9 protein-coding genes are annotated in these 17,566 nt (G+C 37.4%); 3 read left to right on the top strand and 6 right to left on the bottom strand.

The features are described 5' to 3' along the window. Nucleotides 1-110 precede the first annotated feature (110 nt). Together porU and LVD47_RS14245 are read right to left on the bottom strand one after the other, a co-directional pair. Nucleotides 111-3,869: a type IX secretion system sortase PorU gene (gene porU, locus LVD47_RS14250; protein WP_236977797.1), complete on the bottom strand. Its 3,759-nt coding sequence runs from the start codon at nt 3,867-3,869 to the stop codon at nt 111-113. Then, nucleotides 3,870-5,846 carry a hypothetical protein gene (locus LVD47_RS14245; RefSeq protein ID WP_236977789.1) on the bottom strand — a complete coding sequence of 659 codons (1,977 nt, stop codon included), beginning with the start codon at nt 5,844-5,846 and terminating at the stop codon, nt 3,870-3,872. A 217-nt stretch (nt 5,847-6,063) separates the two neighbouring features. Here LVD47_RS14245 and LVD47_RS14240 point away from each other — a divergent pair, with 217 nt between their 5' ends. After that, the gene (locus LVD47_RS14240) at nt 6,064-7,563 is read left to right on the top strand and encodes an SUMF1/EgtB/PvdO family nonheme iron enzyme (RefSeq protein ID WP_236977787.1); all 1,500 of its coding nucleotides are present in this window, start codon (nt 6,064-6,066) and stop codon (nt 7,561-7,563) included. A gap of 199 nt (nt 7,564-7,762) precedes the next feature. Further along, nucleotides 7,763-9,106, top strand: a complete 1,344-nt coding sequence (locus LVD47_RS14235; RefSeq protein WP_236977779.1) for a UDP-N-acetylmuramoyl-tripeptide--D-alanyl-D-alanine ligase — start codon at nt 7,763-7,765, stop codon at nt 9,104-9,106. On the opposite strand, the gene LVD47_RS14230 is transcribed toward LVD47_RS14235, so the two are convergent. Then, nucleotides 9,087-10,103: a hypothetical protein gene (locus LVD47_RS14230; protein WP_236977777.1), complete on the bottom strand. Its 1,017-nt coding sequence runs from the start codon at nt 10,101-10,103 to the stop codon at nt 9,087-9,089. The two genes, LVD47_RS14235 and LVD47_RS14230, sit on opposite strands and share 20 nt — an antisense overlap. Before the next feature lie 115 nt (nt 10,104-10,218). On the opposite strand from LVD47_RS14230, the gene LVD47_RS14225 reads away from it, so the two are divergent. Next, nucleotides 10,219-12,015 carry an OmpA family protein gene (locus tag LVD47_RS14225; RefSeq protein ID WP_236977775.1) on the top strand — a complete coding sequence of 599 codons (1,797 nt, stop codon included), beginning with the start codon at nt 10,219-10,221 and terminating at the stop codon, nt 12,013-12,015. A gap of 341 nt (nt 12,016-12,356) precedes the next feature. On the opposite strand, the gene LVD47_RS14220 is transcribed toward LVD47_RS14225, so the two are convergent. The 3 genes from LVD47_RS14220 to nirB all read right to left on the bottom strand — a co-directional run bounded on the left by LVD47_RS14220 (nt 12,357) and on the right by nirB (nt 17,283). Beyond that, complete coding sequence (locus LVD47_RS14220) at nt 12,357-14,213, bottom strand: sensor histidine kinase (RefSeq protein WP_236977773.1); 1,857 nt, start codon at nt 14,211-14,213, stop codon at nt 12,357-12,359. Between the two features lie 135 nt (nt 14,214-14,348). Continuing rightward, the gene (gene nirD, locus LVD47_RS14215) at nt 14,349-14,726 is read right to left on the bottom strand and encodes a nitrite reductase small subunit NirD (protein WP_236977764.1); all 378 of its coding nucleotides are present in this window, start codon (nt 14,724-14,726) and stop codon (nt 14,349-14,351) included. 43 nt (nt 14,727-14,769) lie between these two features. Beyond that, nucleotides 14,770-17,283, bottom strand: coding sequence for a nitrite reductase large subunit NirB (nirB, locus tag LVD47_RS14210; RefSeq protein WP_236977762.1), 2,514 nt, complete (start codon nt 17,281-17,283; stop codon nt 14,770-14,772). Nucleotides 17,284-17,566: the final 283 nt, after the last annotated feature.

Below are 17,566 nucleotides of genomic sequence, written 5' to 3'. Positions count from 1 at the left end.
GCTTCTGTATTTTGAATTGGCCAAATTAATATGAACATCTTTTGAAAATGAACAAAAACAGTCTACCAGGAATATACTACACTGTATTTACGGATTTATATATAGGGCTATTAATTCAAGATAACCATCTTTTGAAAATCACTGGTGAGGGCTGTACCATTGCTTATTCCGTTCTCAATGACCTTAGTTTTGTAGAGATATACACCATTTGCTAATTTCTGTCCCCAGTCGTCTTTCCCATTCCAAAATATGTTGCGGATCATCTGTCCGGCCGAATTGCGTTGTTCCATTAATCGGTGAACTAATGTACCCGAAACAGAATAAATATCAATTACAATATCCAAATCACTTCCAATCAAAGGATTCTCAAACTGAAATTCTGTACGGTCAAAAAAGGGATTGGGATAATTATAAACATTCCTGATTTCTAATTCACTCTTGTTCACAAAGAACTCCACTGTTTTTTCGGAGAGGTTATTATGGCTGTCCCAAACTTTAATGGTCAGCGTATGCTTACCCGGTTCTAATTCACCGATGGGATACTCTACTGATCCGGAAGTATACGAATCAAGGTCATATGTAAAATAACTATTCAATACGGTTTCATTTGTAGTTTCCTTATCTAAATAATAAACCAGGTCATGACCGATTCCATTTCCACTTACATTTATACCACTCTGATCCTCGATGTCAATAAGCAATAAGGGTTCTGAGTTTACTTCATCTCCTTCCATAAAACTACGATCTTCCAAAAAAATATCCATTTTCGGACCTGAATTATCATTAGCAATAGCATTATCTGCTGTCCCTCCGATCTGTACATCTTCGAATACTCCCCAGGCATCTCTACTGCCACTTGCTTCTCCATAAAATGAAAATCTACCCTGCCCCAAGGAATAATCTATATCTTTGGGTATGATAAATTCAAATGTAAATTCTCCATTTTGCGCGCTAGCTCGACCTTTATACAATACATTTTGCCATTGACTAAAATTCCGCGGAGAATTACTGGTTCCCTGCCCCAATGTCCGAAAGGTTTTCTTTTTATCAAACAGGACCGGATATACTTCTCCATTAAAATCCTGAAGCCATTCACCAGTGGAAGCATGCACTGTTCCTTCGACAGTCACTTTCTGTAAAGCCCCTAAAGAAAGAGAGTCATTGTTTTCAACCGTTTCTCCATTGATACGGTTAATCTGGATTTGATGTCTGGGAATGCCTATTGCCATAGCAGGGTCACCAAGGAGAGTAAACTTCCGGGAGTTTATATCAAGTGTATCTGACCGATTAGCGTTCTTTGACAACCGAAGCCATTCACCAATTTCTAAAGTCGTGTTGCTATTCTCATACAACCTGTTGAAAACAGAATTCGTGAGTCTGTCGTTGGAGCTTGCATATACTACCCGGGTCGTTGTAAATAGAGCTACAGCCCCCTTTTCCGGAATAGTAAGTGCATATTCACCAGCTGTAACTTCCCGTGGATCATCATAGCCGGCAAATGTACAAGTAGCCGTTACCAATACAGGATATTTCAAATAATTATTCCACTTCTCGAGATCTCGTTTTGATAAGATAGCTTCATCAGCCCAGCCACTAGATCCTCCATGCCCTTGATAATTTATTAATAATTGGCCCTCAAAGGCATTATTATTAATAATCTCATTGATCCTCGGTGCTCGGACATCATTGGATCCAACTTCCTTTTCATATGCATCTATATAAGCTTTATTGATCTGAAATCGATTTTCACGCTCTTCCATTTCATCTGTCAAATCTTCGGTATATCCCAAAAATAAATTTGAATTTCCATCATCGGCTACAAACAAGGATTCATTGCGCCAGGGACCAAAACGGTTGGGATTTGACTCATAATCTATTATTTTCTGTACAATTATTTCAGCTTCGGCTTCCGTTCTGACTGGTAATCGCCCAATTGAAATATCCAACGCACCTTTTAGGTCTCCTCCTTCGCGATCATCCATTAGTGCATAAAAGTCATCCGATGGGAAAGCCTTTACAGGATCCCAGGAATTATAGGTCTCAAAAACAGGAACATAATTCTCATTTGGATACCCAATTAATGAAGAGGTATTCTTGTAATCAAAACTTCCATCTCCCATGAGCAAAACACGAATATTTTCATTTCCTCTTTCATATAGCATTTTAATAAAATTCCTTATAGCCCCCGGATCAATTTTACCTGAGGAAAATTCATTAAATATTTTTCTGACTTCTACGGTTTCAACTTCAAAACCATTTTGCTCCCTTCTGAAATTGGCTAACCGCCGTGCTGAATTAGCAAATTTGTGATGGTAAATCACCAGGTAATCCACTCGATCCAATGCATGTAGGTTCTGATTTCCCACAGGGATAATTTGCTCAATTCTGCGCGCCTGGCCAGGTTCAAAAAGTACAAAACCATTGAGCCCAGGAAAATTATCCCGAGGTCCAATAACCACGGAATTCCCGGAAGAAACGGCAGGCACAGAAAAACAATTATGCGGATCAGTGATATTCCAAACCTGTGGATCAGATGCACTACCGGCAACATCAAAGTTTACCTCTCGCTCCTCCGAAGCAAAATAGAGAGGAGCATTCAGAAATTCAAGCCTTTTTTCAAAACCCAGTTCCATAAAGTCCAGATATCCAATTCCGGAACTTCCCCCTGCCTGAAAATCCATTGACCAACTTTTGCTAGTAAGCAATAAACTCTCTTCGTATTCAATATGTCTCGAACTCAAACTGTAAATATCCCCGGTATTGACTGAAAAAATTGTTCTTTCAAATTGGCGCCCACCAACATCAAAAGTAATCCGTCCGGTATTATTTAAACGTCCGGCAAAAGCACTTTTAAACCGGGCTGGTTCTTCCAAAATGATAGGTATATCTCTCAATAATTCAGAAAAATCAATTGAATTACTTCCCGTATATTTATTCGAATACCATATTCTTCCGGACCCCTGAAGATTTACAACATCAAGTAAAATATTGTAATTTTCTTCCTCGTAACGAAATACGTCTTTACCTTGAGAAATGGAAATCTTTCCATTATCTATTTGGTCGGAAGATTTACCAATTCTTTTCCCTTCTTCCACTCCATGTCTTAGAAAGTAATAATTAGTATCTGAATAAATATTGTGATTTACCTCCGGAAATCCGGAACCAGAATTTACTTCCTTTACATCTCTACCTTCCCCCCAAAAATAAATATCATCTGTTTCTGATACATAAATCGGGACCTCAATTAAGTCGTCAATTTTTTCGCTTCCCACCATAAGAGGCAATGAAGAGTTATGCCCACTAAATAATTGAATTTGTTCTACATTTAATGCTTCATTCCCCCATTGCTGAGTCAGATCGGCAAAACTGATGGTATAAATACCTGAACTTGAAATCGGTATTTTCAACAAAGTTCCCTGGGAAAGGATCGACTCATTGGAAAATGGGTTATTTCTAACACTTCCCCGAGCTCTTTTCGATGTGATCTCAATTTTCAACCTGCCTGTTTGAAGAATTTGTACTCCACCGGTACCCATTGAACGCAAGGGATATAGAAAAACAGTACCATATGTTTTACCCCGTTCTATCTCTGAATACGTTTTTACTTGAAAATAGGATTGCAAGGTTTTTGGCGGCGAAAAATGTGAAATGTGCTTTTCCGTCCCTATCGAAAGTGATGCAATAATGCTGTCCCCCCGTGAAATTGGAAAGCGGTAAAACAATACAGGTAATCCGGAAGCATCAGTAGACTCGTTTAGGAGCTTTAATTCTCCATTCTGTTCTTTCCATTCCAAATCTATATCTATAATCTCCTGACCATAGATGTTTTGAAATATTAATAGAATAAATAAAGTAAAATATCTTATCATTTATTGCAACTGGACTTTTAAGTCATCAATCCAAAAAGTTTCCTTATTGTAATTCCAAATATAAAATACCAAACTCCTTGATTTAGTATCCATTGAGGATATATTTAGCTCCACGTCAGTATTTACCCACTCCTCATTTTTCAACGCTTTAATATAATTAATGTTATGTTTTTCCTCTCCCCCTTTTCTCTCCACCCCAACTATTGCCAACCTGGTATCCTTAGAATGGATAGATTTAAATGAGAATTTTGCGCTCTTAATTTCTTGAGCTACATTAGGAATAAGAAGTGTGGCGCTATATATACTTGAACTATCTAACATTTCTGATCGAAAGCCACTTGCTGACTTTTCAATAGTTAGTTGCTCATCACGCCAAAACCAAAAATCATTTTTGCTCTCATAATCAAAATACCAATCCGATGATTCATTTGAAGTGACAATATCGCTTTCAGTTTCTAAATTTTCAACCTCTTTAATATTTAAAAAATACCCAATAACAACGGGCAATAAAACCAATAATGTACCCCATAATAAACCGGGATTTCCAGAAAAAATCAATACCAGGAACACCATAATGATAGAGATTGAAAAAAGATACCAGATCATTGTATCTCCGGGCCAAAACTTCCAGTCTACCACATGCAGGCCGATGGGAATATTTATTTTCATTCGATCAAAGGCTGTCCTCACAGTGGGCACCAGTTGATGGTCAACATAGACTCTCCAAGCCGGATGGTAAAAGGTATTAAAAACCAATTCTTGCTCCTGGCGGACTGACAGGAGGCCAATATTGAAATGATTGAAATTTGAATTTGGATGCAAGAAAACCTTATCATTAAAAATTTTTGTAAATGGAAGACTTTTTTGCCGCAGCGAACTAAAATAAAACAATGGATACCTTGAAAAATCATACTTATCGCTATTTAAAGTATCCCTCAAGGCGGTTGGATGTACCTCAATACTCGAATCACCATTTAATTCATTGAATACGTAACTGGTGTCTGCATCCAAAACAGTTGAGGGATATTTATTTACCTTATTATTAATACCCAATATTACGATCGTTTGAAGGCATCCCGCCAGTACAAGTATAATTACTTTTAAATTTGCCGAAAAATTTAAAATTTCACCTGATTTATTATACAAGAATTTTAATAAAACGATGATTATCAGCGGTAAAAGAATCCCAATAAATAGAATTAAATTAAATTTTTCAATTCCTAAATAACTATTAAAGGGTTCAAAATCACTATAGAATATCCAATATTCATAATACAATTTTAATCCAAATGAACTACCGGCCAGTACCATCAATGATGGACGAAATATCCTGAAATTGAATTCCCCCTGCAAAGCGCCAATAATAATAAAACACGAAAGAAGAATTCCATTTAAAATAAGGGAGTAGATCTGGGAAAAAAAAGTCATTTGAATGAATACAAGGATAAAAACCCAATAAAGAAAACTTTTTTTCCCAGAATAAATATATCTGTACAAACACCATATCAATGCTGGAGCTGTAGACATTACTTCAAGTCCGTCCCCCCCCTTTTTTAAAACAATGATGAAGATCAATGCCAGGAAATTAAAACTTGCTAAGGCATTTAAAATCCGATTCCTGGAAAGCAAAAAACAAAATTGATAAAAACCAATTGCAGCAAATGTAAAGAGGAGGTACAATATGCAATGTAAAGCGCGATATGGAGTATCAATGAAGTAAGTGATTATAAGGTAAAATGGGTTCCAGGTGGAAGGATATACATACAAAGGAATTTCCCCGGAATGGAAACTTGACCAAATTGGTAGACTCCCATTATGAAAGTGATGTTGGATTTGAACGATACGATGTATTGCATGTGAAAAATAACCTGAACCGGAAGAGCTTGAAATCAACAACTCACCTAAAGAGGGTCCTATCAAAGAAATTAAAAATGATACCAATAAATAAAAAGCAATATCTTGATTTCTTTCTGACAAATTTTAAATTTGTATGGTTAAAGCATTTTGGCCTGTTTCCAATTTATTTACTATCCCCCAATATGTATGAAGGGTGGATAAAGGAAAGTCATTAGTTTTTCTATATTTGCAATTTATTTTCGTTCACAAAATAAGAAATAAAAATAGCCGTTTAGAAGTTGAATGTATAATTTAGTTTGAACCGGCAAAAGAACGCTTAAGTTAAATAATAATATCGATGCATAAATTTTTGTATTTACTTTCGGTTTTCTGTTTAATAGGATCTTTGTCATCCTGTAAAAAAAGTAACCGCTCATCTACTACAGGATGGGTATATAATAGCGAAGAATGGGGTGGTTTCCAGAAATTGGATTACGATGGCCAGATTACAGGTCCCAATTTGGTACTTATTGAGGGAGGAACTTTTACAATGGGAAATCCGCAGGAAGACGTCATGTACCGGTGGGATGCAGTTCCCAGAAGGGTCACGGTTTCTTCATTTTACATGGATGAAACAGAAGTAGCGAATATAGACTATAGAGAATTCGTATATTGGAATAGCCGTGTATTTGGTGAACAATACCCGGAAAGGGTTATGGAAATTTTACCTGACACGATGGTATGGAGGGAAGAATTAGCTTATAATGAACCCTATGTTGAGAATTATTTCCGACATCCGTCGTATGATGAATATCCGGTTGTGGGGGTTAGTTGGCAGCAAGCAAATGAATACTGTAAATGGCGTACTGACAGGGTTAATGAATACCTATTAATCGAAAAAGGTATATTAAATCCTAACCCTGAACAAAAGAATGCGGACAACTTTAATACTGACGCATATTTAGCCGGACAATATGAAGGATCGGTAAAAGAAAATTTAAAGGATTTAGGAACAGGGGGAGAACGCCCCGTAAACTATAGTGATGGGATCATGCTTCCAAGCTACCGTTTACCCACGGAAGCTGAATGGGAATATGCAGCGTATGGATTAACAGGAAATTTGGAATCCGAAAATAATGATCTGATAACGGATCGAAGGATTTATCCATGGGACGGGAATACCCTCCGTTATAAGTGGCGCGGAAAAGCACAGGGGCAATTCCTGGCAAACTTCAAAAGAAAAGGAGGTAACTACATGGGAGTAGCAGGGAACCTCAATGACAAAGCTGCTATACCGGGTCCCGTCAGGAACTATTATCCCAATGACTTTGGTCTGTATAATATGGCAGGTAACGTTAGTGAGTGGGTAGCTGATGTATATCGTCCTACACACAGTCTGACATTGCGGGATGTCGACAATCAAGATCTCAATCCGTTTAGAGGGAATGTCTTTAAGACTGCAGAGAGAAATGAAGATGGATCCCGAGTAGAAAAAGATGAATACGGCCGTTTACAGGAACGTCCGATGACAGAAGAAGAACTCAAAAAAATAGAATCTATTGATGTTGTAGATGCAAGAGATTATCTGGATGGAGATGAAGATTCAGGTGCCGACTACGTATTTGGAGAAAATTCTCTCGTCTCAGACAGTTCAAGGGTAATCAAAGGCGGATCCTGGGCCGATCGCCCTTATTGGCTGAGTCCGGGTACAAGAAGATTTATGGGCCAGACCAAGGCAAGTAGATCGGTTGGATTTCGCTGTGCTATGACCAGGAATGGTCCTTCAGCAGGAAATGACAGTAAAGGAGGCAATGTATTTAAAAAGGCTTCCAAAAAAAGAAATAGAAGACGATACTAGAATGAATACTTAGTGTAGCCGTCTTTTCTACAGAAATTAAATTTGAGGCCTTCAACTATTGAGGGCCTTTTTTATTGCAAAAAAACAGCAACTATTCTTTAGAACGGATTTTACTACCTACAAATAGAAAAATGCAACAAACAGATATTTGTTTAATCTTCTCAAGCCCCATTATATTTAATTAAGTCCGTATTATTACATGATGCATAATAAATCAGAACAAAATATTGTCGACCAAGTATACGGTATATTTATCAACAGTAAAGGAGTATCTATAGATACCAGGACACTAGAAGCCGGACAAATATTTTTCGCCCTAAAAGGCAACAATTTTGACGCCAATAATTTTGTAAAGGAAGCCGCCGAAAAAGGGGCTATAGCTATAATTTGTGAAAAGTCCCCACCATCAATAGATCTACCTCATATTTTTGTCGTAAAGAGTCCCCTGGCTATTTTACAGGATTTAGCAACACATCACATAAAGCAGTTTGATGCGCCTATACTAGCTGTTACAGGAAGCAATGGAAAAACGACCAATAAAGAATTAATATCTAAAATATTGTCAGAAAAGTACCAGGTACATAGTACACCGGGAAACTTTAACAATAATATCGGCTTGCCCCTGACAATCTTGCAGGCTCCGCCGGAAACAGACTTTTTCGTCCTGGAAATGGGAACTAATCATTTTGGTGAGATAAAAGACTTATGCAGAATTGCAGAACCTGATTTTGGAATTATTTTAAACATTGGCAAATCCCATTTGGAATACTTACACTCTATCGAGGGTGTTTTAAAAGCTAAGTCAGAATTAGCAGATTATTTATTTGCAAACAATGGTAAGCTATTTGTAAATACCGAAGAAAAAAGTATCGAATCATTAAAATCACACCCGGTAAATAAAATTCTTTTTGCATCAAAAAATTTATATAAAAACATATCATTAGATAACGTCCGGAAGTCTCCTTTCCTACACTTTGTACTTATCGACAATCTAAAGAATATTAGGGTTGCCATTAAAACTAAATTAATAGGTGATCACAATTTAAATAATATAAAAAATGCCGTATCAATTTCTTTATTTTTTGACATTCCATTACAAAGTATAAAAACAGCGATTGAAAAATTTGAACCCGGATCAAATCGTTCGAGAATTGTGCATTGGAACAATAATACTGTAGTTTTAGATGCATATAACGCCAACCCTACAAGCATGTGGGCCTCCATTCAGGCTTTCGATTCGTCCTTTACCAAACCAAAAATTCTAATTATTGGGGAAATGGGAGAATTGGGTGCGGTCGCAGAGGAAGAACACACGGATTTAATTTCTAAAATCAATTTGTCTCAAGTGGATGAAATTCATCTAATCGGACAAATTTTTCAACACGTAGAGATACCGACTTCAAAACCCTTCTTTCTTTACGCTAATACTGACGAGTTTATCCTACAAACCAAAAAAACTATAGAAAATAAAAACGCCAACATATTAATAAAAGGATCAAGGTTTTTGCAATTAGAAAATATAATCAGGCCTCTAACCCTCTAAACACATCATATAACTCTAGTAATCTATAGGGAATATTATCATCTGAAGCCTTCAAATACTCCTCATAAGTAGAGGGAATCCACTGATGATGAGAATATTTTCCCGGAACCAAAAAAGGCAATTTATGGTACCATTTTCCTGTCAATATATCTTTAATAAAAGATATGTTTTCCGATAAATTAGAAGATTGAATCACAAATTCATGCCCATGACCAGCAAGGTCATCAGGTGCTATCAACCTCTTTTCAACTGCCCCCAGATTATAATACCAAAGTAATTGGGATATGGCATTAAAGGTCACACCATTAACATCCCTGTCAAGATTATCCAATCCATACACAATAAAATACTTATTGATCGGACTCTGCCCCGCCATAAAGGCAATCTGATTAATTTCTTCCGAAGTAAGACCGCTTGGATTAATTCCATCCTGGGCAGGGGCATCGCAAAATTTTAATGCGTTTACATTAAGTATAATAAATTCACTGTCAAACAGATAAGGGAAAGCAGATGAAAGATCATTCTTCAAAGCTCCCAACCTTAGGGAAAAGACTGAATCAGGATAATTTGATAACAAATGTTGTTGTTCAGCTAAAAAATTATGGTGAATTGTATTTTTTTTTGTATTATTTAAGAAATACTTAATTAACTCACAAGAATTAGTATTTTCACTAATAATAGAATATATATAGCGTCTGGATTCATTGGCAATAGCATTGGACACCAACCTTAATGATTCCCTGGAATCAGAGATATAACAAATTTTACCTTTTAAATGACTCCATTGATTAAAAATAGGAGATAATTCATAAGGATCATTAATTTGTTGGTCCCAAATTAGTGTGGAAGTGTTAAAGTTTAATAAGTCCAGTGACTCTTTGAATTTATTTCCGTACTTATTCTGTAAATTGGACAGAATGATATTTTGATAGTTATCATTGAAATTTATATTGTTTGTCGGTTTTTTCAAACCGTTCAATATTTTATTCAGATCCATTCTTTGAAAATTTTAACATTACATTAATTAATTATAAAGATTGGAATAGATTTTATATTAATAAAGAATCAATTATCTTTGTAAAGAAAATATTTTTTGGTAAATAATACACCCTATGACACGCATTTTTTACTTCTTTATTCTCAGTTTATTTGCACTATCTTCAGTTCAAGCCCAGGACGAGTCGTCAAATGAACGAGTTTCCGGCATTTCGTACGGATCACAAATGATTGATGATAATAAAACGGTAGATCCTGAACAAAATGGTGAATGGAGATCCGGTGACTATCCATATTCTGCCAAACCAAAAGATATGTGGGAGCTGGGTGTGAATGTTGGACATTCATTCATAAGTGGAGACGTAGAGCCACAATTTTTAAGCGGGATAGGGTTTGGTGCACATTTAAGAAAAGCAATTAATTACAATATTTCAGTTAGAGCTTCTGTGAATTATTACAGTGCTCGTGGACTTGACGCCAGGCCTACTGGAATAAATGTAATAAAAAGAGAAAAGTTCTACCGTCAAAATAATCTTGGAGGGAGATTCGAGGGAGTTAGTAATATTCACAGAAGTTATAAAACACAAGTTTGGGGTGGTGGAATCGAAGCAGTTATTAATATGGGAAATATCCTGTTCCACAGACCATCGACCAAATGGAATTTTAATATTGCCGGTGGAATTGGTTTCGAAGCACCCACTACGACTTTGAATCTGTTTAATGGTTCGTCTAACTACAATTGGGGGAGTGTAACTCAGGGATTAAATCTTACTTCAAAAGAGGATCGAAAAACAGCAAGAGAAAGGATCGAAAACCTACTCGATGATTCATGGGAAACAGATGGTGGTGTATCCAATACTATAAAAGCTTTGGGCGATGACAAATCTATTTATCCAACGTTTTTGGGAAGTGTAGGAGTATCTAGAAAAATAAATGACCGTTTGAATATTGGATTGAGACATCAAGTGGTATTTGCGGATAACGATTTGTTGGATAGCTATGAATATAGAGACGCGGTAGACCAATCCAACAATCTAGATTTATTGCACTATACTAGCTTGAGTTTGAATATAAATTTAGGATCATTTGATAAAAGGACTGAACCTTTATATTGGTTAAATCCACTTTCTTCCTCTCTAATGGATTTGGCAGAAGTCAAATCACGTCCCGAATTGGATTTAACGGATACGGATGAAGATGGGGTAATTGATATGCTTGATCAGGAACCGGATACCCCCAGTGGGGCACCAGTCGATGTTAGAGGCGTTGCATTGGATAGTGATGATGACGGCGTAGCAGATTATATGGACAAAGAGCCATTTTCCAATCCTGGATTCGATGTGGATGAAGATGGAGTAGCTATTATGCCTGATCCTGGTTATATGACTGAAGATGAAATTAATTCTTTGGTCAATAGCAAATTGGATAATATAAGAACAGAGTGGTTCTTACCTATGGTTAATTTTGACTTAAATAAATACTATGTAAAACCAGAATTTTACGGAGCACTTCACCAGGTGGCTACTGTAATGAATACTCATCCCGATGTAAAAGTTCTGGTCAAAGGATTCACCGATAACCGAGGTAATGAGGATTATAATAAAGTTTTATCATATAGGCGAGCAAATGCCACTATAGATTATTTAGTGGATAGATATGATATTCCGAGAGAACGCTTCGTGATCCAATATGGAGGTGAAGAAAATACACTCATACCTGAGTTAGAAGATAATCATAGCCTGGAAAAAAGAGAAGAAATGCAGCAGTATCTGAATAGAAGAGTAGAATTCTATATTGCCAAGCCTGGAGATGAATCAATGGCAGAACCAGATGGTCCCGATGCAGGGGAAGGAACGCCTGGTTCATCAAGATCTGGATCTAAATACAGTGGAAATAGAAATTCAGGATATTAAAAATAAAATATTAAGTTATTTTAGGCGATTGAAGCATTCTTCAATCGCCTTTTTTATTCCCCCCCTATTGGTATCAAATTGTACATTTTTGCTATCTATCCGCATTGAAGCCGAATTTACAAATACAGACTCCATGGTTCCCGGAATATACTAAGTGATTTCCCCGGAAATCGAATAATAAGCCATTTCAAATATTTCTGATGTGTTGGATTAAGGGAAATTAAATTACTACAAAAAATCCCTGGCTCAACATTTTTGGGTTGAATCACTGAAAGTATTTACAAATACTCTTCATATAACATGAACCAATTGGAATGAGAACAAATTTAATAACTGCCTAATCATATTGGAATATTCAAGGTGATTCTGGTACCTTCCCCTGGAATTGAATTTATAAAAATCCGGCCATCTATATATTGGGTACGCTCCCGCATAAAGGACATTCCCAGCCCGGGAGTAGTCCCATCATTTGCATCTGATATTTCCCGCACCTTAAATCCCTTTCCATTGTCATCAATAATCAAACTCAATAAATGTTCACTATGCGAAAGGGTCACCATAATATGCGATGATTCTGCATATTTTATAGCATTGTTAATGGCTTCCTGAACGATTCGGTAAATATTAATCTCTTTTAAGGACTCCAATCGAAGATTAAAATCACTCTTGTTAAGAAAAATAATTTCCTTCCCTGTCAATCGAGACAACTCGCGTGTAAGCTTTTGCAATGCAGGAACAATTCCATGATCTGTTAGCTCTGGCGGTGCCAGATTAAATGTTGCTGTCCGTACTCCTTTAATAATCGAAGTAGTGAGCTCTTTAAGATTTTCTATTTTGGAAGCAGCTTTCTCAGGTTGATCCAGATTTATACTTTCCAAATTAAATTTTAATCCAGTTAACATTTGCCCAATCCCATCGTGAATATCTTTTGCAATTCGATTCTGTTCATTTTCCTGGTTTTCAATAATCTTACCAGAGATCACCTTTTGCTGGTTCATCTTCTCTTCAAATGTTTCTTTATTTAATCTGTCGATCTCAAATTGGGCCTTCTTACGTTCCGTAATGTCCATACATATTAATAAAAGTTCAGATTTTTCTTTAGATATAAACACCGGGATCAATGACATTTCCAACCAAATCTCCTGGTCTGTACGAGTTAATTTCATCTCTCCTTGCCAACCTCTCCTCTGATTCTCCGATATTACACTTTCGATCGCCCTCTGCTCTGATTCCTTACTAGCGATTAATTTCGAAAAAAGTTCATCTTTTCGCTTCCATTTATGTATGGGGTTCTCCCTTCCGTCATAATAAGAAGTACGTAAATCAAATAGATTTGAAAATTTGGCCCCGAGATGGATTACCCTACCGTCAGTAGTCAACCTCGCATATAATAAGGCCTGGTCCATGGCATAATTTAATGCGCGTAATTCACGAACAGAACGTTCTCGCGCATTACTCATCTCATCAGCTTCTCTGGCCATTTTTTTTGCCTTATCCTCTGCAACGAGTAACTTTTTCATAGTTGCTTTTACATCAAAAGCTACCGGTTTAAATATAAAAAGGAATTCCGCCAATAATACCAACAAAGTAAAAATCAACAGTCCATACTCTAATTTCCTCAGCTTGGCAACTTTACGTGCAGCTTCTTTTTCGTATTGGTCAGTGATCGCATCCATCCAATACAAAAATTCATTCTCACTACTGAGGACCGGGTAAATCAAACTACTTACAGAATCCGACGAAATGTTTATATTATTTTCTATCTCCGCCAATGTTGTACCTAATGCGTTGGAAATGGAGGTGAAATAAGGATTAATCCTGGAAAATAATTGAAGAATTTGATTACTGTTTTCCTTAATAAGGAAAGACTTCCTGTCAATATTTTGCAATTTTTCATGTGAAGAATTCCAAAGAGTTAACGTTGATTTCAAAGTATCGATGATCTCCTGTCTCCTGACATTGTCGGTAATGGATACCAACTTCAATGATTCCTTTGTCAACTTCTGACTCAACATACGCTGGCGCCCGGAAATATTAATAACCTTGGCATCTCCCTCCTGCCGATCCAGAAAGTTTTGTATCAAAACCTGACTTACAATTGCAGACAACGCTACTGCACCCAATGCCAATTTGTACAATCGGATCAACCTACGAAAGGTCCCGATATCTGGAGATGAATTTTTCCGGGCTGGTTCCATATCAGTACAAAGTTACAAAATCAAGGTGAGTACCGGGAAGTAATTAGATTCCGTGAAGTACTAAGAGTGAATTATGAGCCCACCTACCTTTAAGTACTCATAACTTCCAATTTTAGGCACTTTTTCCTTACAAACCTATTCCGAAAACCCCACGAATACAGCTCCATCAGCTATCCGAACAGGATATGTGGCTAATTTGTAATCCTCCCCTTCCATATTTGTTCCATTCTCCAGTGAAAAAGTCTTTTTGTGCAACGGACACGCAACCTTTGGAATCTGATCTTTATCTCCAATCATACCTCTAGATATAACCATTTCCATTTTGTGTGGACAAAGGTTTTGACAGGCATACCACCTGGACATGGTTGTAAAGTTAAAGACTGCAATTTGCTTTTTTTTATATTTAATACATGCACCACCGTTGGTCGGAAAATCATCTACCGTTCCGGCCTTAACCCATACTTTCACTTTATCCACACCTATAGTTTGATATTCGTTTAATAAATCTTGCATTTTGCTTTATTTTGAATTGGAATTTCGTTTTCCGATAATCATTTTATTTCCAGGGTCTTGGCATCTTTTGATCCCTCATCGGGACAAAAACTATATTGTCATCTGTATCATCCGAATTGACAAAATGCTTGAAACGTTTCATCATTTCCGGGTCTTCTATGGCTTGCTTCCACTCACACTCATAAGAATTGATCAATCCCTGCATTTCTTTTTCCAGATCTTCTGCAATTCCCAGACGGTTTTCCACCACAACTTGACGAACATAATCGATACCGCCTTCCACTTTTTCTAACCACTTGGAAGTCCTGGTAAGGGGCGCAGCTGTTTGTATGTAAAACATTAGAAATCGATCAATATATTTTATGCATGTCTCATTATCGATTTGCTCTGCGAGTAATTGGGCATGCTTGGGATTCGCCCCTCCGTTTCCACCGATATAAAGATTCCAGCCCCCTTCAACGGCTATTACTCCAAAATCCTTGCACCTGGCTTCTGCACATTCACGTATACAGCCTGATACACCTCCTTTTATTTTGTGGGGAGAACGAATCCCTTTATATCTATTTTCAAGTTCTATAGCAAAACTCACACTTTCGTCCATTCCATACCGACACCATGTGGAACCGACACAGCTCTTGACCGTCCGCAGTGCTTTGCCATATGCATGACCACTCTCAAATCCAGCATCGATCAATTCTTTCCAAATGAGAGGTAATTCTTCCAATTTGGCACCGAACATATCAATCCGTTGTCCGCCAGTTACCTTGGTATACAGATCGTATTTCTTGGCAATCCTTCCCATTTCAATTAATTTATCAGGCGTTATTTCACCTGCCGGTACTCTCGGAACCACCGAATAGGAACCATTGCGCTGTATGTTTGCCAGAAATCGATCATTGGAATCCTGAATAGAAACCTGTTTATTTGCTGTTTCATTATAAATACTGGCAAAAATAGAGGCCAGGGCGGGTTTACAAACCTCACACCCATGGCCTTTTCCAAAACGCAATATAGCTTCCTCAAAACTAACTATCTTATGAACCTTGATCAGGTCATAAATTTCCTGTCGATTATATTCAAAATGCTCACAAACTACTTCTTTCACTTCCTGTCCCATGGATTTCAAGGTCTCATTGACCAAATCTTTCACCATAGGCTTGCACCCGCCACAACCGGATGTAGCTTTGGTAGCAGCTACTACGTCACTTAAATTACAGCAACTTCCATCGGTCAATGAATCACAAATACGCCCTTTGGTCACATTTTCACACGAACATACACGTGCAGAATCCGGAAGTTCCAGCACACTATCCAGGATGACACCTCCATCTCCACCTACCGAACCAATTATCAAGGTCTCGGGATCCTCTGGCAATCGCAATCCATTGATATATACCTGGTGAAGAGAAGAATAATCGGATGAATCTCCTACCAGTATACCGCCCAATAATTTTTGCCCATCTGACGAAATATTGATTCTTTTGTACACCCCTTTTTGTTTATTTTCATACACAATCGGAGTAGTATCTTCGTCCTCTATAAATGGTTCCCCAAAACTCGCTACTTCTGTTCCTATCAACTTCAACTGTGTCGACATATCAATTTCGGGCGGCATACGTTTATCTTCGCCTGTCAATTGATTAACCACTACTTCCGCCATCTCATATCCCGGTGCCACCAAACCGTATATCCTTTCATTGTAAATTGCCACCTCTCCTATTGCATAAACCCCAGGTGCTGAGGTTTCCATTTTATCATTTACTACGATACCTCCGCGGTCTCCTACTATAACACCAGCTTTCCTGGCTAATTCATCCCGTGGTCGAATTCCTGCTGAAATAACCAGCATACTGCAATCCAGCGCAGTATCATCTTGAAATTTTAGCCCTTCAATACTTTCCTCCCCGCTTATAAACTCAGTTTTCCGATCCAGGTAAACACCAATATCGAGTGATTCAATTTTTTTCTGTAACGTTTTACTGGCTCCATCATCTAACTGCCGGGGCATCAATCGGGACGCAAATTCTATAATATGAGCATTCAAACCCAGGTCTTTTACAGCTTTAGCAGCCTCCAGTCCCAATAATCCCCCACCCATTACGGCTGCTTCCCTGCATTTTCCTTTTTTCAACTTTTCGCCGTAATCTTTTATGGCATCGAGATCTTCAATCGTCCTGTACACAAAAACCCCCTTTTTTTCCACCCCCTTAATCGGTGGCACAAATGGTATAGAGCCGGTCGCCATAATCAGATAATCATAGTTATACTGTTTGCCTTTATGTGACAATATTGTTTTCTTCTCGGTATCAACCTCTGTAACTAACTCTGATGTTTTCAACCGAATCCCCACATCCCCATACCAATTTGGGTTACACAATCCCAGGTCTTCTGCACTCTTCCCGGAAAAATATTCACTTAAATGCACTCTGTCATATGCCGGTCGTGCTTCCTCACCAAAAACCGTAACATTATAGCTATTAAGACCTCCCTTTGCTTCGAGCTTCTCACAAAATTTATAACCTACCATTCCGTTTCCGATGACAATTATGTGCTTCATAATATTGAATTTTGAATAAATACGTAGATAAATATACGTATTATTACTTACTATAAAAATATTTCTACAACTTTTAAATACGTATTTTATTCATTTTCGTATTAAAATGTGAATTCCAACGCACATGTTGATGGATCTTACCTATAGATAACAGCTTTCAATACTGCAATCGGGTATTGATTCTCATAGGTTCTGTATATCTACGTCCTTTTCATTCTAGTGATTATTACATATTTTAGGGATTGGGAAACTACTTAGCCATTTGTCCCGTTAACTTAATAAA

The sequence above is a fragment of the Membranihabitans maritimus genome (genome assembly GCF_021729145.1).
Lineage (GTDB): Bacteria > Bacteroidota > Bacteroidia > Chitinophagales > Saprospiraceae > Membranihabitans > Membranihabitans maritimus.
The sequence above is the reverse complement of the archived record's forward strand: the minus strand, read 5'-3'. Positions and strand labels throughout refer to the sequence as shown.

Bases quoted from the DNA above. Each gene is read 5' to 3' on its own strand.
- LVD47_RS14240 (WP_236977787.1), top strand. From the start codon at position 6,064: ATGCATAAATTTTTGTATTTACTTTCGGTTTTCTGTTTAATAGGATCT.
- nirD (WP_236977764.1), bottom strand. From the start codon at position 14,726: ATGCAAGATTTATTAAACGAATATCAAACTATAGGTGTGGATAAAGTG.
- nirB (WP_236977762.1), bottom strand. From the start codon at position 17,283: ATGAAGCACATAATTGTCATCGGAAACGGAATGGTAGGTTATAAATTT.
- LVD47_RS14230 (WP_236977777.1), bottom strand. From the start codon at position 10,103: ATGGATCTGAATAAAATATTGAACGGTTTGAAAAAACCGACAAACAAT.
- LVD47_RS14235 (WP_236977779.1), top strand. From the start codon at position 7,763: ATGATGCATAATAAATCAGAACAAAATATTGTCGACCAAGTATACGGT.
- porU (WP_236977797.1), bottom strand. From the start codon at position 3,869: ATGATAAGATATTTTACTTTATTTATTCTATTAATATTTCAAAACATC.
- LVD47_RS14220 (WP_236977773.1), bottom strand. From the start codon at position 14,213: ATGGAACCAGCCCGGAAAAATTCATCTCCAGATATCGGGACCTTTCGT.
- LVD47_RS14225 (WP_236977775.1), top strand. From the start codon at position 10,219: ATGACACGCATTTTTTACTTCTTTATTCTCAGTTTATTTGCACTATCT.